Origin of the sequence: uncultured Flavobacterium sp. (assembly GCF_951805225.1) — a bacterium.
Classification (GTDB): Bacteria; Bacteroidota; Bacteroidia; order Flavobacteriales; family Flavobacteriaceae; genus Flavobacterium.
This window is the reverse complement of record NZ_OX638201.1, coordinates 5,563,755-5,581,634: the sequence shown is the minus strand read 5'-3', so window position 1 is coordinate 5,581,634 and position 17,880 is coordinate 5,563,755. Positions and strand designations below refer to the sequence as shown.

The window sequence follows — 17,880 nt, the reverse complement described above, 5'->3', positions numbered from 1 at the left end:
GTACCCAGAAAAGATTATCGCGACCAGAATGCCGCATGAGGGATAGTAGTGAAAATCCTTCTATTTTTTCTTTAAAAATAGAAGATTGTAACGAATAGCCCGACCCGCTTTTTCTGCGGGTCATGCCCTAATCGTTTTTATATTATTTCAATTTATTCAAATACATATTTACAACATTATCTAATCCCAGATAAAGTGCTTCTGAAATTAAAGCGTGTCCGATAGAAACTTCTAATAATCCCGGTATATTTTGGTTGAAAAACTGAACATTGTCTAAACTTAAATCATGTCCGGCGTTGATTCCTAAACCTAATTCATTTGCCAGTTTTGCGGCTTCGACATAAGGATCGATTCCGTTTTTATTCCCCAAACTATATTGATGCGCAAAAGCTTCGGTATATAATTCGATTCTATCAGTTCCTGTTTTTTTGGCGCCTTCGATAATTTCTAAAACGGGATCTACGAAAATCGAAGTTCTGATTCCGTTACGTTTAAATTCCTGAACAACTTCGATTAAATAAGCTTCATTTTTTATGGTATCCCAACCGGCAGAAGATGTTATTGCTCCAACTGCATCAGGAACTAAAGTTACTTGCGTTGGTTTGCATTCTAATACTAAATCGATAAAATTATGCTGCGGATTTCCTTCAATATTATATTCGGTATGTACGATCGCTTTTAAATCACGCGCATCCTGATAACGAATGTGACGCTCGTCCGGACGAGGATGAATGGTAATTCCCTGTGCTCCGAAATTCTGAATATCTGTAGCTACTTTTAGTAAATCAGGGACATTTCCGCCACGTGCATTTCTTAAGGTTGCAATTTTATTGATATTTACACTTAACTTTGTCATATAAATAGATAATTAATTCTAGTAACACTATATTTGTTACGACAAAAATACAAAGTAAAACGTAGCAGTTTTTGCTATTTTTTGATTATTTTGCATCAAATATCTTCAATTGATTTATGACAGAAATTACGAATTATATCACCAATGATTTCAGAGCGATTGATAGTCAGGAAACGATAGCATCTGTTCAGGACTTTTTTGCGGATTTGAATTTTTCGCATTTTCCGGTTTTGGAGAACGGAATTTTCATTGGAAGTATCGCTTCTGACGATGTTGAAACTTTTGACACGGATAAAAAAGCCATCGATTATAAATATACTCTGGAACGTTTTTTTGCCAGAAAATCGATGCTTTGGCTGGATGTTTTGGAAGTTTTTGCCAAAAATCACACTAATGTAATCCCGGTTCTTGACGAAAATAACAGCTATATTGGCTATTATGAAATGGAAGATATCATGAAATTCTTTCAGGAAACTCCATTTTTAAAAGAACAAGGCGGAATAATTATTGTCCAAAAAGGTCTTTTAGATTATTCTATGGGTCAGGTTACTCAAATTGTTGAGAGTAATAATGGTAAAATCTTAGGCTGTTTTATATCTGAAGCTGATTTAGAAAATATTCAAATCACGATAAAAATTGGCGTTGGGCCAATGAACGAAATCATTCAGACTTTTAGACGCTACAATTACGAAATTATCTCAGAACATCAGGAAGACGCTTATATTAATAGCTTAAAAGAACGTTCAGACTACTTAGACAAGTATCTTAATATATAAAAATTAGATAATGTGTCAATTAGAAAATTAGATAATTTCTGAATTCATCTAATTGACATATTGCCAAATTATCTAATTGACACATTGCCAAATTATCTAATTAACAAAAATGAAAGTAGCCATATACGGACAGTATTATCAAAACAGTACGGAACCTATTATTAAGGACATTTTTTTATTCTTCAATTCCAATAACGTTGAAATGGTAATTGAAGAAAATTTCCTGAAAATGCTTCATGAAAAACAGCTCGTTGACAATCAATACGAGACTTTTTCGGCTAGCACGTCTTTAGATAATAGTTTTGAAATGCTTATTAGTATTGGTGGCGACGGAACCATTTTGAGAGCTGCAACTTTGGTTCGTGATTCTGGCGTGCCTATTTTAGGAATCAATGCCGGAAGACTAGGTTTTCTGGCTACTGTTCAAAAAGAAAACATTGATAGCTTTTTGCAATTTGTGATCGATAAAAATTACACTACTTCCGAAAGAACTTTACTAAGCCTGACTTGCGATCCAAAAAACGAAGCTATTGAAGATTTAAATTTTGCAATGAACGAAGTTACCGTGAGCCGAAAAGATACTACATCGATGGTGACTATTGAAACGTATTTAAACGATGAATATTTAAATTCTTATTGGGCAGACGGTTTAATTATCTCAACTCCTACGGGTTCTACCGGATATTCTTTGAGTTGTGGTGGTCCATTATTAACTCCAGATGTCAAAAGCTTAGTAATAACACCAATTGCTCCTCATAACTTAACAGCAAGACCTCTTGTTATTCCTGATGATACGGTAGTTAAACTTCGTGTGTCCGGGCGAGAAGATCAATATTTAGTTTCATTGGATTCCAGAATAGCTTCTGTAAAAAATGAATCAATTTTGACGATTACAAAAACAAACTTTAAAATAAAAATGGTAGAGATTCCTGGCGAAACTTTCCTGAAAACACTTAGAAATAAGCTACTTTGGGGAGAGGACAAAAGAAACTAAGTCCTTTTCTGACATCTCACTATACGATAATACTACTTTTTCTCGTTCTGCATGTATCGAATCTTCATTAAATGTCTGAAATTCATATCGTAAATTTAAAAAAAAGCACATTTAACTAAAGCAACGTTGATTCGTATCGATAATTATTATATTTGCACGCAATTTTGAATTAAATGAAGAAAATTTTTAATTTATTGTTATGTTTTTTCCCCTTTATCACACTAAATGCTCAAATCAATGAGATTGGTGTTTTTCTTGGTGGAAGTAACTTTGTTGGAGACGTAGGAAATACAACCTATATAGCTCCGGAGAAACCGGCTTTTGGTGTTTTATACAAATGGAACAAGAGTCCTCGCCATTCTTATCGTTTTTCTTATACACAGTCAAAAGTTATTGGAAATGATTACGATTCTAAAGAAACAGGACGAAACAAAAGAGGTTATAGTTTTGAAAATACTATACAAGAATTATCTGCCGGTTTAGAATTTAATTTTTTTGATTTTAATTTGCACGACTATCATCCAAAAGTTACTCCTTATCTATTTTCAGGATTAAGTTACTTTAGGTATGATGAGTTGTATCGACAAGCAACTAACCCAAGTATAATAACTCAATCGAAAAGATCCGGTTCATTTGCTATACCTATAATATTAGGTATAAAATCGAATATTGATCCACATTGGGTTTTAGGCGCTGAAGTTGGAGTTCGCTACACTTTTACAGACGATATTGACGGAAGTAATCCTGATACAAATAACCCGAATTTCAAGAAATTCGGAAATTTAAATAATAATGACTGGTATGTCTTTTCAGGTATTACTTTAACCTATACCTTTGGACAAAAACCTTGCTATTGCGCATATTAATAAAATGAATTTACTAGACTCTATAGATCAAACCAACTTACCCAAACATTTGGCCATTATTATGGACGGAAATGGTCGTTGGGCTAAACAACAAGGCTTTTTAAGAGCTTTTGGCCACGAAAACGGGACTAAATCTGTCAAAAAAACAATTACAACTTGTGCCAAATTAGGTATTGAGTATCTTACCTTATATGCTTTTTCTACAGAAAACTGGAATCGTCCAAAACTGGAGGTTGAAGCTTTAATGAAAATACTGATCAATTCCCTAAAAAAAGAGTTAGTTACTTTACAGGAAAACAACATCAGACTTAATGCAATTGGTAATCTTGAGAAGTTACCAAAATCTGCTCAAAAAGAACTTCTTGATGTAATTGATAAAACCAAAAACAATACGCGTCTCACGCTAACACTAGCTTTAAGTTACGGATCAAGAGAAGAATTGGTAAATGCCGTTAGAATCATCAGCGATAAAGTTAAAAATAATATAATTTCAATAGACACTATTGACGATTCAATTATAAATGAGCATCTTTACACGCAAAATTTACCTGACGTAGATTTATTAATACGAACAAGTGGAGAACATAGAATAAGTAATTTTTTGCTATGGCAAATAGCCTATGCAGAATTATATTTTACTAATGTCTTGTGGCCAGACTTTAAAGATCAAGATTTATATGAGGCTATTATTAGTTATCAAAAAAGAGAACGTAGATTTGGAAAAACCAGTGAACAAATTAAATAATTTTTTAGTGTTACAAAAAAGAGTACAAATAGCCCTTACCCTACTTCTTTTGGGTAGTTTTTCACAAATAAAAGCACAAGATAGAGTTCCTTTTGATCAAGGAAAAAAATATATTCTTGCTAAAGTTTCTGTTGTTGGTAAAATAAGTTTCAATGAACAAACCGTAGTTACCTTTTCAGGCCTTCAAAAAGGGCAGGAAATAACCGTACCTGGTGAAGAAATCAGTGGCGCTATTAAAAAATTAGGCAAACTTGGTCTTTTCGACGAAATTGCCTTCTATATTAATAAGGTAGAAAACGATAGTATTTATTTAGATTTAAATATTGTCGAACTTCCTAAACTAAATGAAGTAAAATTTGTTGGTATTAAGAAAAGTAAAGTCGAAGGATTAATTAAAGATAACAACTTAACCAAAAGTAAAATTGTTAACGAGAATTTAATTACTACCACTAAAAATTATATCGAAAATAAATACAAAAAAGACGGTTTTTATAACACCAAAGTTACGATTACCACTACTCCCGATACTATAAACGGACATCAGGTTAACATGCTCGTTCGGGTTGACAAAGGTGACAAAGTAAAAATAAGCAGTATTGATTTCATTGGCAATAAGCAACTTACAGACTCACAGTTAAGAGGCGCCATGAAAGATACAAAGCAAAAAAACGTACTTCGCGTTTTAAAAGCTTCAAAATTTATTCCTGAAAAATATAAAACCGACTTAGAAAAAGTCGTTTCTGCCTATAAAGAAAAAGGATTTCGTGATGCACGTATCATCTATGATTCTGTCTCTTATGATAAGAAGAAGAAAATGCTTGCCATTAAAATTAATGTAGAAGAAGGAAACAAATATTACTTCGGAAATATTAAGTTTTTAGGAAATACCGTTTACTCTGATCAATTATTAAATCGTTATTTAGGAATTAAAAAAGGTGAAACCTATAATGGTGTTTTGCTTGAAAAAAGAATTGCTGATAAATCAAAACCAGACGCAGAAGATATAACAAACTTATACCAAAACAACGGTTACTTGTTTTCTAACATCAATGCTGTAGAGGTAAAAACAGTAAACGATACAATTGATTTTGAAATTAGAGTTACTGAAGGTCCTATTGCTTATTTCAATAAAATTTCGGTTGTTGGAAACGACAAAACAAATGACCACGTAATTTATCGTGAGTTAAGAACTAAGCCGGGAGAAAAATATAGTAAAGAACAATTAGTTAGAACTATTCGTGAGATTGGACAATTAGGATTCTTTGATCCTGAAGCAATCGAGCCAAAATTCAAAAACGTAGATGCCGGAGCCGGAACTGTAGATATTGAATACAATGTTGTAGAAAAAGGATCTAGCCAGGTTGAGCTTCAAGGAGGTTACGGTGGTGGAGGTTTCATTGGTACATTAGGACTATCTTTTAATAACTTCTCTGCCAGAAAACTTTTTGATAAAGAAGCTTACAAGCCTTTACCAATGGGAGATGGACAAAAAGTAGCACTTCGTTTACAAGGAAGTACTTATTTCCAAACATACAGTTTATCATTTTCTGAACCATGGTTTGGAGGAAAAAAACCAGTACAGTTTAGTTCATCCATTTCATATAGTAAACAATTTCTTAATAATTATGTCACCAGAAGTGTTGACAAAAGCAAAAGTTTTAATATTTTTACCATTCAAGTTGGTTTAGCGAAAAGACTAACAGTGCCGGATGATTATTTTGTATTGTCTCAATCTGTAAGTTACCAACATTATGATTTGAATAATTATAACACAGGTTTGTTTACCTTTGGTAATGGAGCATCAAGAAACTTAGCATACACAATTGGTCTTTCGAGAAGTAATAAAGGGGTTAACCCGATCTTCCCGACATACGGTTCTGAATTTAGTGTTTCTGCAAAAATTACGCCTCCATACTCATTATTTAATGGTATAAACTATGGAGATTTAGCAAATGAAAAAGAATACAAATCAAGATGGACAGCAGCATCAACTACTGGAGCAGATGGAAAACCATTAAACAATGGTGATTATATTAAAGCAGAAACTATTGGTACTGTAAGTGTTGGATCTGATTATGCAAGTGCAGATACTGATCAGGGTAAAGTGGATCAGAAAAGATATAATTGGTTAGAATATTATAAAATTAAATTTAAAGCTGATTGGTATACTAAAGTGTATGGTAAATTAGTTTTAAGAACATTAACTGAGTTTGGCTTCTTAGGAGCTTATGATCAGGCAAGAGGAGTTGTACCATTTGAACGTTTCTATTTAGGAGGAGACGGAATGGCTCAATACTCAATGGATGGTAGAGAAACAATAGGATTAAGAGGGTATAAAAACAGCTCTTTGACTCCTGTAAATGCTAACGGAGATCAAATTGGAGCAACGATTTATAACAAATTCTCTTTAGAATTACGTTATCCAATTACATTAAAATCGTCAGCATCTATATATGCATTAACGTTTTTAGAAGCTGGATCATCATATCCAACGTTTAAAGATTACAACCCATTTGATTTATACCGTTCAGCAGGTGCTGGTTTACGTGTATTTATGCCAGCATTTGGATTGTTAGGTATTGATTTCGGATACGGATTTGATGCTGCACCAGGAATGCCAAGTAATAAACCAAATGGTTGGGAGACACACTTTATCATAGGACAACAGTTCTAGATAAATTAAAATTGGTTAAAAATTTCCAAATAAAGTAATGTTATGAGAAAACAGTTTTTATTTATGTTTTTAGCCTTGATTGTAGCTAATACAAGTCAGGCACAAGGAAAAACAACAAGGATTGGTTACATTGACATGGAATATATTTTGGAAAACGTTTCTGATTATAAAGAAGCGAAAGCCCAATTAGAGCTAAAAGCTCAAAAATGGAAGCAAGAAATTGAAGCTAAGAAATTAAACATCAACACAATTAAAGAAAGTCTTAAAGCCGAAAAAGCTTTACTTACTAAAGAACTGATTGATGAACGAGAAACTGAAATCAAATTTCTTGAAGACGAAATGTTGGATTATCAACAAAAGCAATTTGGTGCTGATGGAAATTTAATGCACCAAAAAATGGCGTTGGCAAAGCCAATACAAGATCAGGTTTTTACTGCCGTTCAGGATATAGCTGAAGCTAAAAACTATGATTTTGTATTTGATAAATCATCAGATTTGACAATGCTTTTTAGCAACAAAAGATTCGATATTAGCGATCAGGTTTTGCGTATTTTAAACAGAACTGACAAACGCGAACAATTGACTAAAAAACAATTGAAAGATCAGGAAGCAAAAGAAAGCAAAGAAAATGCTATAGATGAAAGTCCTGCATTGCAAGACAGACAAAAAGTATTAGACGAAAAGAAAGCGGCCAGAGATAAACTAATCGAAGATAGAAGATTAGAACAGGAAGCTAAGAAAAAAGAATACGACGATAGAAGAAAAGCCATACAAGCTGAAAGAGAAGCTAAAAAGAATGGCACGGTTTCTGAAACAGCTAAAACAACTGACGCTGCTAAAACAGATGCTACAGGAAAAACTGTAACACCAGCAGCTGCAGGAACAGCAACCGGAACTGAAGCCGCTCCGACAACACCAGCGGTTGATAAAGCAGCAGAAAGACAAAAGCTTTATGAACAGCGTAAAAAAGAATTAGAGGAAAAGAGAAAGAAAATCTTAGAGGAAAGAGAAGCGGCTAAAAAAGCAAAAGAAGCCGAAACACAGAAAACAAATACGACCAATAATTAATTAATATTTTTAAAAATGATGAAACAAATCAAAACTTTACTAATTGCTGCCATTTTAGTTCTAGGAGCAAGTAACACAATTAACGCACAAGCTAAGGTAGCTCATGTTGATGTTAGCGAGATTATGTCGAAAATGCCTGCAATGCTAGATGCTCAAAACCAATTACAAAAATTAAGCGGTACATATGATGCAGAATACAAAAAAATGGTTGACGAATATCAAGTAAAAATCAAAAAGTACGAGGCTGAAGCTGCTACAGTAACTGATGCTGTAAACGGAGATCGTTCTAAAGAAGTTCAAGACATGCAAAAAAGAATTGTTGACTATAGAGACAATGCACAAAAAGAACTACAACAAAAAGAAACTGATATCGTAAAACCATTAATGGAAAAAGTAAGAGCTTCTATCCAAAAAGTTGGAAAAGCTAAAGGTTTCCAATATGTTCTTGACGGTTCTACTTTATTATTAGCTGATGGTCCAAACATTACTGCTGATGTTAAGAAAGACTTAGGATTCTAAGAAACAAATCACATTATAAAAGAATGGCTCAACTTTTTAAGTTTGAGCCATTTTTTTTGTTTTATAATTTTTTAAAGTGTTGGACATAAAGTGGTTTGTGGCACACAATCCCAGATAGGAAGACCATTAGCATCGTCTCCACGATAACAAATTTTACCAACTGGACAATATGGAAAATTTCCACCATTAATACTTTTAAGCTCTTCTTTTGTTAATTTCTCGCAATTTTTGACAAATTTCATAGTTATAATTGTTTTAAGGTTGAATGTAAATATAGTATTTTTTTTACATTTAAATAACTCAATTATTTAAATTCCTAATTGTAGAAAATCTTAGAAATATGTAACTTTGTAATATGACGAACAACAATCCTATAGGCGTTTTTGATTCCGGTATTGGAGGAACTTCCATCTGGAACGCCATCCACGATCTACTTCCAAACGAAAAAACAATCTATTTAGCAGATAGCAAAAATGCTCCTTATGGTCAAAGAACCAAAGAAGAAATTGTTGCATTAAGCAAAAAAAATGTTGATTTTCTACTAGAACAAAATTGCAAAATCATTGTTGTTGCCTGTAATACTGCCACAACAAATGCTATTAGAGAACTTCGTGCGGAATATGATGTTCCGTTTATAGGAATTGAGCCTGCAATAAAACCGGCAGCCAATAATTCAAAAACTCAAGTAATTGGTATTCTAGCTACAAAAGGAACATTGAATAGTGAGTTGTTCAATAAAACTGCTGAGATGTTTCAGCACACTACAATAATTGAGCAAGTTGGTCACGGACTTGTACAACTTATCGAAGACGGAAATCTAAATTCTCCGGAAATGACTCAATTGTTAGAATCCTATTTGCAGCCTATGATTGACGCCAATATCGACTATCTGGTATTAGGTTGTAGTCATTACCCATATTTGATTCCGCAAATAAAAAAAATCCTTCCGGAACATATACAAATTATAGATTCCGGAGAGGCAGTTGCAAGACAAACGCAAAATGTCTTACGTGAAAAAGTAGGTTTTACAGATACTCAAAATAACGACGAACCAATATTTTATGTCAATTCAAATCCTGATGTTTTAAAATCAATTTTAGAATACAAATATCCTGTAATCGAAAAAGATTTTTAAGCCTCTACTCTATCTTTCGCTTGACGAACCAAATTCCGTCCAAAGATAAATTCAGGGATAACTTATGGTAATTTTCTTTGATTAGATTATCTGCGATTCTTCCTTTTTGTCCATAAGAGTAAGAAATATTAACTGCGGAAAAAGTGTTTTCGATTGGCAGCGAAATCCCAAAAGAGATTGCGGCATTATTGACTCTTTTTCCGTCGATTTCAAGATAACCGGTATCAAAATTCAAACCGGTCGAATATTGTACGCTATCCCAATATTTCCTGACATTTTTTCTACGGCTATAACTAAAACCCATTGCAAATCTGTCCTGGTTTACAAAATCTCCATATAATTCAGGCTGATTTGTATCGTTCCATAAACTCTTTTCATAATCAAGCGTCATGTTTAGATTATTCTTAAAGCGTTTACTAATCCCTATTCCCATTTCAAGAGGCATATAATAATCATCTAAATCTGATACTACATTCGATTCTATACTTGTCGCAACATCGTTTGTAATTGTTTGAACGGATTGAACTTTAGAAGCATTAATTTGAGTTGGCAACTTAAAGGTTGTCGCAATTGTAAGTGTTGAATCAATTTTATACTGAGCTCCAAATGTGGCTCGTAAACCATTATAATTTGTTTTTTTACTTAACGTTGTAATTGAATTCGAGATTAAAAAACTTCTGTCATCGGTAGTATTTCCAAACAAAACGGCTGCAGAAACCCCAAGTGACAATTTTTTCCCGAATCGATATCCATACGAAAAATCAAAATTATTTAATCCGCCAGAACCAGCGGCAGTTAAATAATAGAATTCCTGACTGTCTGAAATTGGTAATTTTAAATTAGAAATTTTAAATGCAGCGCTTGAATAAGGGCGCAACGCAGCACTAAATGCAGAATTTTTAGTCACAGGAAATGCAAAAGCAATATGTGAGAATTGAAAATTATTTCGTTTTTCACTTCTTGAACCACTCTGATAAGTTGTTGCAATAGCCTTGCCACCTATATCAAACATAAAATGATTTTGAGGCAAATAACCCAGTGAAGCCGGGTTTAGGTTATTAATAAAAGTATCTGAAGGTAATGCCATACCAGAGGATCCAATTGAAGGAAGCGATCCAAAATCTGAATCGTATAAACTTCCAACTCCATATAAGGAATACGGAGAACTTGAAATACTTTGAGAAAATGAAGTTAACGACATTAAAATGAAGCAACTTAAATAAACTATTTTATTTTTCATTTAGTAAGAGATGTAATAAATTTTCAATTGAATTTTATTGTTCAAATGTTTTTGATCTCCTAAAACAACTCTATTGACTGCTTTAGAAAGTGCGGGTAAAGTAAGTATTAAGGAAGATCTGGAATCAGACTGTTTCAGCATTTCTTTTTGCAGAAAACCTCCAATAGGAATTGTATAAGCAATGTTTTCATTAAACTCATCGGTTTTTTTATTTAAAATTCCATATACAGATTTACTTTCAGAATTCAATAAAGTACCGCTAATTCTATTCAGGTTATCGGCCACATAAACACTTAGAGAATCGGCTAAAGGATATTTACTTGAATAAGTGTTGTTGACTGGTTTTAAAATCAATTCTGCAGCGACAATTGCCCCACTTTCTGAGATATGTTTAAACTGCTTGATATTTGGAAAATCAATTCTACAAGAAACTCCAGTTCCGGATTGAATAAAACCTTGCTGCTCCGTTAAGGAACTTGACAGCTTACTTGATGGAACGGATAAATTCTGAAGGAGAGTTCCTGTTTTATCAGACGAAATAGCATTGAATTGCTTTGTTTTGTCAATTATAGAGAAATCTACAATATAAGGCGTTTCTTCAGTATCGGCTTGATATTTTGAATAATACAACCGGACTTTACTTGTCGTTGCACTAAAACCTATAACACTCGAAGAATTAGAAGAAGAAGGCACAAGAACAAGCCCTTTTAAATACTCCGTAAAAGTGTCAAAATCGGTAACTTCTCTTTTCTTTAGTTTCTGAAAAAGTTCTTCACCAAATGCACTGCTCATTTTAATATTGATCGAATCTTTTTCAATTGGACGCGGCTTAAATGAAATTGTCCCTAAACTTTCCGGACTGTAATTCAATTTCGAATTATTATAGAAATTATTATCCTCTGTATTAGGTTTCACTTTCTGAATCAAACGATGAATATCGAATGTTTGCACTTTTGTAGTATCTCCAAAATAATAGTTATCATATTTTAGAATCATCGAAATAGAATCAAAAACATATTTAACGGCTTCGGTATCTGAACCACTATTATTTAAAGCATATGTAGTTGTCGATAATTGAAAATAACTATCAGACTTTACCTTCCCAAAAAGAGGATCATCATAATTTCCTATCAAAATTCGATTTTGACCAGATGTTATAAGCGAATCCAAATTTATCGTAGACATTTCTACCGTAAGAGTATCTACGAGAATAACTTTATTATTTAAAGCCAAATAATCAGATCCAACAACAAACTCGCCCGCATCTGTATCTGTGCCGCATGAGATTAGCGATAGCGCAAAAAAGAACATCAATATAAACTTGTACATAATCTATTTTTTGAACAAATATAAAATGCACTCTTCTGGGCAACACTATAACATATACCGTCACGCGTTTTTAGCCTATAAATGGCAAAAAAACATCTATAACATATTATTACCATCAAATACTTCATTCAGCCTTAAAAAGGGGGATTTAGTCTATCAAAAAGTGCCATACATATATCTTCTTTTTTTTAAAACCATTAGCCACCTACTTTTGAACCAATAAATATGTAATGAAAACAAGGTTTTTAATTTGTTCTATTTTTTCAATTTCATTTTTCAGTATGAAAGCACAGGAAAATTTTTCAGTAAATATGAATTTGAAAACGGAACCAACGGATAAAATTGATTTTAACGAAAGTAGTATTGGAGTTTTGTTCAGCAAAAAAATAAATGCCAAAAACCAAATAACAAATACATTAGAATATTCGAGTTTGAAAGTAAATTATGAATTAGGCAGCTTTAATAATGTTGAAGATCTGGATCAATTCAACAAAATTCAAAATACGTTTGAAATCAAACATGAAGTTTCAAATACAACAAAATTTGAATTGGCTATTACACCTTCAGTAAATTTTCAGCGAAACTTAGATGCTTCTGATTTTTGGCTTTTTGGAAGTTTTGATATTAGTCAGCAATTAAGTTCTAAGACGAATATTAAACTTGGATTGGCGAGAACAGCCATTTTTGGTTATGCTAAATTCATTCCGACTTTATCGATAAACTATCAAATGAACAAACATAGTAATGTGTTGATTGGTTTTCCGGATTCGAATATTTCGTATTCAAATAACATTCGAAACAAATTCAGTTTAACGAATAGTTTTAACGGAAGTTTTTATCATTTAGACGCTCAAAACAGTGAGTATGAAAATGCAACCAAAGCGAGTTTATCACAAATGACATCGGCTTTTGAGTATGAAAGAAATGTTACTAAGAACTGGTTTCTAAATTTTAAAGCCGGATATGACTTTAATAAAAAATATAACCTGCTCGATACTGATAATCAAAAAATCTATGATTTCAATACCGGCAATGGATATATTCTGGGCGTTGGGATCAAATACAAACAATAAATAAATTTAATACACTTATGAATAATTTAAAAAAAGGAATATTATTCGCGGCGCTGTTTTCGAGTCTCTTTTTTATAGGCTGTAGCCATGATGATGATGATGATGATTTGGTAGGAAACTGGGTTAAAAAATCAGCTTTTGATGGACCTGCAAGATCTAGTGCGACTAGTTTTGTCATAGGAGATTATGCTTATGTAGCAGCTGGTTATACTGGAGATGTATATTTAAAAGATTTATGGGCATACAACTCTAATGGAGATTATTGGGAACAAAAAGCCGATTTTGCCGGAGTAGGAAGAAGTTCTGCTTCAAGTTTTACCCTTAACGGAAAAGGATATGTTGGTTTGGGTTACGACGGAACCAACAAATTGAAAGATTTCTATCAATATGATCCAACAAGTAATAGCTGGACTCAAAAAACTGATTTTGGAGGAACCGGACGTTATGGAGCTGTTGGTTTTCAAGTGGGTGGAAAAGCTTATTTTGGAACTGGTTACGACGGAAATTATCTAAAAGATTTTTATCAATACGACGATCAGGCAAACACCTGGACTCTTGTAAACGGATTTAGCGGAAACAAAAGACGTAACGCTACTGTTTTTGTAATTGACACTAAAGCATATTTAGTAACCGGAATAAATAATGGAGTTTACCAAGAAGATTTTTGGGAATTTGATCCATCAACTGATGTTTGGACAAGAAAACGTGATGTTGATAAAGACACAGATGATGACCCAACTTACAATGACGATTATGCAATTGTTCGTGCGAATGCTTCTAGTTTTTCTATGAATGGATTGGGATATATTGTAGGTGGAGAAAGCATCAAAACGGTTTGGGAATACACTCCATCAACAGATCTTTGGACAGAAAGAACTCCTATGGAAGGCGCAACAAGAGCCGATGCTGTAGGATTTGCGATCAACAATCGTGGTTTTTATATGTTAGGAAGAACAGGTTCAACTTATTTTGATGATGCTTGGGAATTTAAACCTTTGGACGCTCAAAATGACGATGATAATTAATACTCAAATAAAATTCTTCTGGATCAAAATCCAGAAGAATTTACTGTTTCTTTTGCTTGTTTTGCAATTTGTTGCCTGCTCAAAAAACGAAACTTTTAAAACAGAATCCTTCAAAACAGAATCTGGTTGGGGATATTCAATTGCTTATAAAAGTAAAATCATAATCAAGCAATCTATAATACCGGTAATAAGTGATTCTAAAAGTTTTTCGACAGAAGATGATGCCTTAAAAGTAGCACATTTAGTAGTTGACAAACTCAATGAGCATATATCGCCAACGGTAACGAAAAATGATTTAATTTTATTAAAAATAAAATTATAGATGAAAATAGATACCATTAAAAATACGAGTTCCAATACAATTTTATTCCATTGCATGATATGGGTTTTCTTTATTCTGACTTCTTTAATTCAGTTTTATGAAAGTCCGTTCCGTATCAATAATGACTTTTATGTCCAATGGTTTACCGGAATTGTATTGTTTTATCTGAACTATTTTTATTTGGTTCCAGCTTTGCTTTTGCAGAAAAAATACTGGTCCTATTTTGCTTTTGTTTTTATTCTGATTGCCGTCTTCATGATTATCAGAATCAATTATTTTATTCCTGAATTTAAACATATCAGACCAAGAATGATTCCGCCGGATGAGTTGAAATTGATGTATAAAGGAAGACGAATAAGAGGAATAATGGCAACAAGACAACCACTTTTTTTTAAAATTGGCCCTTCACTTTTCTATATTTTAATTATTACGATAAGCGCAGCGATTAGAACGCTGACAGAATTTTATAACAACCAACAAAACAAACTTATTGCCGAAACGCACAGAACAAATACTGAATTGATTTATTTACGGAAACAAACCAATCCGCATTTCTTATTCAATTCCTTAAATAGTATTTATTCTTTGGCGCACAAAAAATCTGATTTGGTCCCTGATGCCATCGTGACATTATCTGAATTAATGCGTTATATGCTTTATGAAACAGATAATAAAACGGTGGCTTTAGAAAAAGAAATCAATTACATTCAGAATTACATCGAATTACAAAAACTGAGACTCAACAACATCGAAGACATTGTAATCAATGTTCATGGTGACACAAAAAACAAATTTATTGAGCCACTTTTATTGATTTCATTTGTTGAAAATGCCTTTAAATACGGAACTGATTATAAAGGAGCAGCTCACGTAAAGATTAAGATTTTTATTCTAAACAATAGTCTTGATTTCTGGATCGAAAACACCATTGAAAACTATCTGAAAGATCCTGAAAATTCAGGAATCGGATTAGTGAATATTCAAAACAGATTAGATTTACTTTATCCAGATGCGCACGAACTTACGATCACGCAAGACGATAATTTTTATCGCGTGCATTTGAATTTAAAACTGGACGAAATTCAAAACACAATCAATTAAACACAACTTATCATGGACAGAAAAAAATTCATTAGAAATAGTATATTAGGAATTGCATCTTTGGCAACAGCCTCAAAATTATTAGAATCTTGTTCTAAAAGTGATAATGACGACACTAATACAAACTCGTCCGATGGAAGCTGCACTGTTTCTCCTGCCGAAACTAAAGGCCCATTCCCTATTAAAACACCTAGCCAACTAGTATTAGAAAATATAAAATCTGATCGAATTGGCGTAGCTTTACTTATTAATCTTATTATCGAAAATAAAAATAATAACTGCGCTCCACTAGAAAGTGTTTTTGTAGATGTTTGGCATTGCGATAAAGACGGAAATTATTCTGAATATGGAGGCACTTCGATGCAACAAACAGATTATACTTCTGTTCATTTTTTAAGAGGTAGACAAACCACAAATTCAAAAGGAGAAGTTTCGTTTCTTTCTATTTTTCCAGGTTGGTATCAAGGCAGAGCACCGCATGTGCATGTTGAAGTATTATCTGCGAGCGGCACATCATTATTGGTAACACAAATAGCTTTTCCGGAAACTGTTTCAAGCGAAGTTTATTCAAGCACTAATTATGCTTCTCACGGTCAAGCCGATACTTCGAATACAAAAGATAATGTTTTCTCTGATAGTCTAGCTGATGAACTAGCAACATTAACAGGAAATTTGACAGACGGTTATACACTAAGTAAAACCATTACAGTAAAGGCATAGTTTGAAAATGAATTTTGTTTTTTATGAAAATTTTAAAACTTAATTCATTGGTTTAAAACTACTTTTGAGCACCAAAACAAGACTTTTTAAAATCTAATCTCCAACAGATGAAATGTGTAATTATAGACGATGAACCTTTAGCGGTTGAATTATTAGAAGATTTTGTTCGAAAAATAGATTCTCTCGAATTGGTCAGCACTTTTAATAATGCTATTGATGCTGTTTCTTTTATCAATCAAAACAACGTCGATTTGATTTTTTTAGACATTCAGATGCCGCATTTCTCTGGTATAGATTTTTTAAATACAATCGAAAAAAAGCCCTTAATTATATTTACAACTGCTTATTCTGATTATGCTGTAGAAGGATTTAATCTTGGTGCGGTTGATTATTTGGTAAAACCAATTCCGTTTCATCGTTTTTTAAAATCAGTTGTCAGAGCGCAGCAAATCTTAAATCCGACTGCTTCTACTCAGGCAATTTCTGAAAACACAACAGCTCCGGAATTAGAACAGGATTTTATGTTTGTAAGAGCTGAATATGAAAACGTAAAAATGAATTTTTCGGATATTCTATTTATTGAAGGTCTTAAAGATTATGTAAAAATTTACACGACAGACAATAAATTCACCCTAACCTTAATTAGTTTAATAAAGTTAGAAAACTTACTTTCCAGCAAAGGATTTTCACGAATTCACAGATCTTATATCATCAATATAAAACACGTAAAATCAATTCAGAAAAATAAAGTTTTGATTAGTGATAAACGAATTCCAATTAGTGAAAGTTACAAGAATGCATTCTTCGAAAGAATCAATTTATAAGGTTTAAATTCCGATATAAAAAAATCCAAATTCCAATTGTTGTTGAACAATTGGAATTTGGATTTTTTTATTGAATTATTTATAGTTTATTTTTCGTCTTTAAGCCATCCGGAATACATTACATAATTGTTCGAAATACGCTCAATTTCGCCTGCAAAATCAGATTGATCAATATCTTTTACTTTCTTTGCCGGAACACCAGCGTAGATACTTCCAGAAGTTACAACAGTATTTTGAGTTATAACTGCTCCGGCTGCAATAATAGAATTACTTTCTATGACACAATTATCCATTACGATTGCGCCCATTCCTATTAAAACATTATCGTGAACCGTACAACCGTGTACAATTGCATTATGTCCTATCGAAACATTATTACCAATAATAGTTGGGTGTTTTTGATACGTGCAATGTATAATCGCTCCATCCTGAATATTTACTTTGTTTCCGATTTTGATAAAGTGAACATCGCCGCGAATTACCGCATTAAACCAAACACTACAAGAATCTCCAAAAGTAACATCGCCAATAATTGTAGCATTTTCGGCAACATAACAATCCTCAGGAATTTGAGGTGTTTTTCCGTTTACAGATTTGATTAACATAACATTGA

General features: G+C 32.8%; 19 protein-coding genes. 14 read left to right on the top strand and 5 right to left on the bottom strand.

Features of this window, described 5'->3' with window-relative positions; translation table 11 throughout:
- Nucleotides 1-142 precede the first annotated feature (142 nt).
- Complete coding sequence (locus WN975_RS23230; protein ID WP_337968548.1) at nt 143-856, bottom strand: pyridoxine 5'-phosphate synthase; 714 nt, start codon at nt 854-856, stop codon at nt 143-145.
- Between the two features lie 116 nt (nt 857-972).
- Between WN975_RS23230 and WN975_RS23225 the strand changes: the two genes are divergently transcribed.
- The 7 genes from WN975_RS23225 to WN975_RS23195 all read left to right on the top strand — a co-directional run bounded on the left by WN975_RS23225 (nt 973) and on the right by WN975_RS23195 (nt 8,498).
- Complete coding sequence (locus WN975_RS23225) at nt 973-1,632, top strand: CBS domain-containing protein (RefSeq protein WP_337968547.1); 660 nt, start codon at nt 973-975, stop codon at nt 1,630-1,632.
- A 109-nt stretch (nt 1,633-1,741) separates the two neighbouring features.
- The gene (locus WN975_RS23220; RefSeq protein ID WP_337968546.1) at nt 1,742-2,626 is read left to right on the top strand and encodes an NAD kinase; all 885 of its coding nucleotides are present in this window, start codon (nt 1,742-1,744) and stop codon (nt 2,624-2,626) included.
- A gap of 173 nt (nt 2,627-2,799) precedes the next feature.
- On the top strand, nt 2,800-3,492 hold the full coding sequence (locus tag WN975_RS23215) for a DUF6089 family protein (protein WP_337968545.1): 693 nt from the start codon (nt 2,800-2,802) through the stop codon (nt 3,490-3,492).
- Nucleotides 3,493-3,496: 4 nt separating this feature from the next.
- Nucleotides 3,497-4,237 (top strand): isoprenyl transferase, encoded by a 741-nt coding sequence (locus WN975_RS23210; protein ID WP_099712786.1) that lies wholly within the window; start codon nt 3,497-3,499, stop codon nt 4,235-4,237.
- Nucleotides 4,170-6,911, top strand: a complete 2,742-nt coding sequence (locus tag WN975_RS23205) for a POTRA domain-containing protein (protein ID WP_337968544.1) — start codon at nt 4,170-4,172, stop codon at nt 6,909-6,911. Before WN975_RS23210 ends, WN975_RS23205 begins: the two co-directional genes overlap by 68 nt.
- A gap of 42 nt (nt 6,912-6,953) precedes the next feature.
- Nucleotides 6,954-7,979, top strand: coding sequence for an OmpH family outer membrane protein (locus WN975_RS23200; RefSeq protein WP_337968543.1), 1,026 nt, complete (start codon nt 6,954-6,956; stop codon nt 7,977-7,979).
- Between the two features lie 18 nt (nt 7,980-7,997).
- Nucleotides 7,998-8,498: an OmpH family outer membrane protein gene (locus WN975_RS23195; RefSeq protein ID WP_121329958.1), complete on the top strand. Its 501-nt coding sequence runs from the start codon at nt 7,998-8,000 to the stop codon at nt 8,496-8,498.
- Nucleotides 8,499-8,569: 71 nt separating this feature from the next.
- On the opposite strand, the gene WN975_RS23190 is transcribed toward WN975_RS23195, so the two are convergent.
- On the bottom strand, nt 8,570-8,740 hold the full coding sequence (locus tag WN975_RS23190) for a bacteriocin (RefSeq protein ID WP_337968542.1): 171 nt from the start codon (nt 8,738-8,740) through the stop codon (nt 8,570-8,572).
- Between the two features lie 113 nt (nt 8,741-8,853).
- On the opposite strand from WN975_RS23190, the gene murI reads away from it, so the two are divergent.
- Nucleotides 8,854-9,633, top strand: coding sequence for a glutamate racemase (gene murI, locus WN975_RS23185; RefSeq protein ID WP_337968541.1), 780 nt, complete (start codon nt 8,854-8,856; stop codon nt 9,631-9,633).
- 4 nt (nt 9,634-9,637) lie between these two features.
- On the opposite strand, the gene WN975_RS23180 is transcribed toward murI, so the two are convergent.
- Both WN975_RS23180 and WN975_RS23175 read right to left on the bottom strand, forming a co-directional pair.
- Nucleotides 9,638-10,873 carry an aromatic hydrocarbon degradation protein gene (locus WN975_RS23180; protein WP_337968540.1) on the bottom strand — a complete coding sequence of 412 codons (1,236 nt, stop codon included), beginning with the start codon at nt 10,871-10,873 and terminating at the stop codon, nt 9,638-9,640.
- Nucleotides 10,874-12,202 (bottom strand): DUF4270 family protein, encoded by a 1,329-nt coding sequence (locus WN975_RS23175; protein ID WP_337968539.1) that lies wholly within the window; start codon nt 12,200-12,202, stop codon nt 10,874-10,876.
- Nucleotides 12,203-12,483: 281 nt separating this feature from the next.
- Here WN975_RS23175 and WN975_RS23170 point away from each other — a divergent pair, with 281 nt between their 5' ends.
- From WN975_RS23170 to WN975_RS23145, 6 genes are all read left to right on the top strand, one after another.
- Complete coding sequence (locus WN975_RS23170) at nt 12,484-13,275, top strand: DUF6268 family outer membrane beta-barrel protein (RefSeq protein WP_337968538.1); 792 nt, start codon at nt 12,484-12,486, stop codon at nt 13,273-13,275.
- A gap of 17 nt (nt 13,276-13,292) precedes the next feature.
- The gene (locus tag WN975_RS23165; protein WP_337968537.1) at nt 13,293-14,300 is read left to right on the top strand and encodes a kelch repeat-containing protein; all 1,008 of its coding nucleotides are present in this window, start codon (nt 13,293-13,295) and stop codon (nt 14,298-14,300) included.
- On the top strand, nt 14,290-14,622 hold the full coding sequence (locus tag WN975_RS23160) for a DUF4907 domain-containing protein (protein WP_337968536.1): 333 nt from the start codon (nt 14,290-14,292) through the stop codon (nt 14,620-14,622). The genes WN975_RS23165 and WN975_RS23160 overlap by 11 nt, the downstream gene beginning before the upstream one ends.
- A complete protein-coding gene (locus WN975_RS23155) occupies nt 14,623-15,723 on the top strand; it encodes a sensor histidine kinase (RefSeq protein ID WP_337968535.1) in 1,101 nt (366 codons plus the stop codon).
- A 12-nt stretch (nt 15,724-15,735) separates the two neighbouring features.
- On the top strand, nt 15,736-16,443 hold the full coding sequence (locus WN975_RS23150) for an intradiol ring-cleavage dioxygenase (RefSeq protein ID WP_337968534.1): 708 nt from the start codon (nt 15,736-15,738) through the stop codon (nt 16,441-16,443).
- 107 nt (nt 16,444-16,550) lie between these two features.
- On the top strand, nt 16,551-17,267 hold the full coding sequence (locus tag WN975_RS23145) for a LytTR family DNA-binding domain-containing protein (protein ID WP_099710782.1): 717 nt from the start codon (nt 16,551-16,553) through the stop codon (nt 17,265-17,267).
- Nucleotides 17,268-17,353: 86 nt separating this feature from the next.
- On the opposite strand, the gene WN975_RS23140 is transcribed toward WN975_RS23145, so the two are convergent.
- The gene (locus tag WN975_RS23140) at nt 17,354-17,872 is read right to left on the bottom strand and encodes a gamma carbonic anhydrase family protein (RefSeq protein ID WP_337968533.1); all 519 of its coding nucleotides are present in this window, start codon (nt 17,870-17,872) and stop codon (nt 17,354-17,356) included.
- Nucleotides 17,873-17,880 lie beyond the last annotated feature (8 nt).

What these genes read in the sequence shown, in the direction of transcription:
- WN975_RS23175 (WP_337968539.1), bottom strand. Translation starts at nt 12,202, where the DNA reads ATGTACAAGTTTATATTGATGTTCTTTTTTGCGCTATCGCTAATCTCA.
- WN975_RS23180 (WP_337968540.1), bottom strand. Translation starts at nt 10,873, where the DNA reads ATGAAAAATAAAATAGTTTATTTAAGTTGCTTCATTTTAATGTCGTTA.
- WN975_RS23215 (WP_337968545.1), top strand. Translation starts at nt 2,800, where the DNA reads ATGAAGAAAATTTTTAATTTATTGTTATGTTTTTTCCCCTTTATCACA.
- WN975_RS23140 (WP_337968533.1), bottom strand. Translation starts at nt 17,872, where the DNA reads ATGTTAATCAAATCTGTAAACGGAAAAACACCTCAAATTCCTGAGGAT.
- WN975_RS23230 (WP_337968548.1), bottom strand. Translation starts at nt 856, where the DNA reads ATGACAAAGTTAAGTGTAAATATCAATAAAATTGCAACCTTAAGAAAT.
- murI (WP_337968541.1), top strand. Translation starts at nt 8,854, where the DNA reads ATGACGAACAACAATCCTATAGGCGTTTTTGATTCCGGTATTGGAGGA.
- WN975_RS23195 (WP_121329958.1), top strand. Translation starts at nt 7,998, where the DNA reads ATGAAACAAATCAAAACTTTACTAATTGCTGCCATTTTAGTTCTAGGA.
- WN975_RS23170 (WP_337968538.1), top strand. Translation starts at nt 12,484, where the DNA reads ATGAAAGCACAGGAAAATTTTTCAGTAAATATGAATTTGAAAACGGAA.
- WN975_RS23155 (WP_337968535.1), top strand. Translation starts at nt 14,623, where the DNA reads ATGAAAATAGATACCATTAAAAATACGAGTTCCAATACAATTTTATTC.
- WN975_RS23205 (WP_337968544.1), top strand. Translation starts at nt 4,170, where the DNA reads ATGAGGCTATTATTAGTTATCAAAAAAGAGAACGTAGATTTGGAAAAA.
- WN975_RS23165 (WP_337968537.1), top strand. Translation starts at nt 13,293, where the DNA reads ATGAATAATTTAAAAAAAGGAATATTATTCGCGGCGCTGTTTTCGAGT.
- WN975_RS23145 (WP_099710782.1), top strand. Translation starts at nt 16,551, where the DNA reads ATGAAATGTGTAATTATAGACGATGAACCTTTAGCGGTTGAATTATTA.
- WN975_RS23210 (WP_099712786.1), top strand. Translation starts at nt 3,497, where the DNA reads ATGAATTTACTAGACTCTATAGATCAAACCAACTTACCCAAACATTTG.
- WN975_RS23200 (WP_337968543.1), top strand. Translation starts at nt 6,954, where the DNA reads ATGAGAAAACAGTTTTTATTTATGTTTTTAGCCTTGATTGTAGCTAAT.
- WN975_RS23150 (WP_337968534.1), top strand. Translation starts at nt 15,736, where the DNA reads ATGGACAGAAAAAAATTCATTAGAAATAGTATATTAGGAATTGCATCT.
- WN975_RS23190 (WP_337968542.1), bottom strand. Translation starts at nt 8,740, where the DNA reads ATGAAATTTGTCAAAAATTGCGAGAAATTAACAAAAGAAGAGCTTAAA.
- WN975_RS23225 (WP_337968547.1), top strand. Translation starts at nt 973, where the DNA reads ATGACAGAAATTACGAATTATATCACCAATGATTTCAGAGCGATTGAT.
- WN975_RS23160 (WP_337968536.1), top strand. Translation starts at nt 14,290, where the DNA reads ATGATAATTAATACTCAAATAAAATTCTTCTGGATCAAAATCCAGAAG.
- WN975_RS23220 (WP_337968546.1), top strand. Translation starts at nt 1,742, where the DNA reads ATGAAAGTAGCCATATACGGACAGTATTATCAAAACAGTACGGAACCT.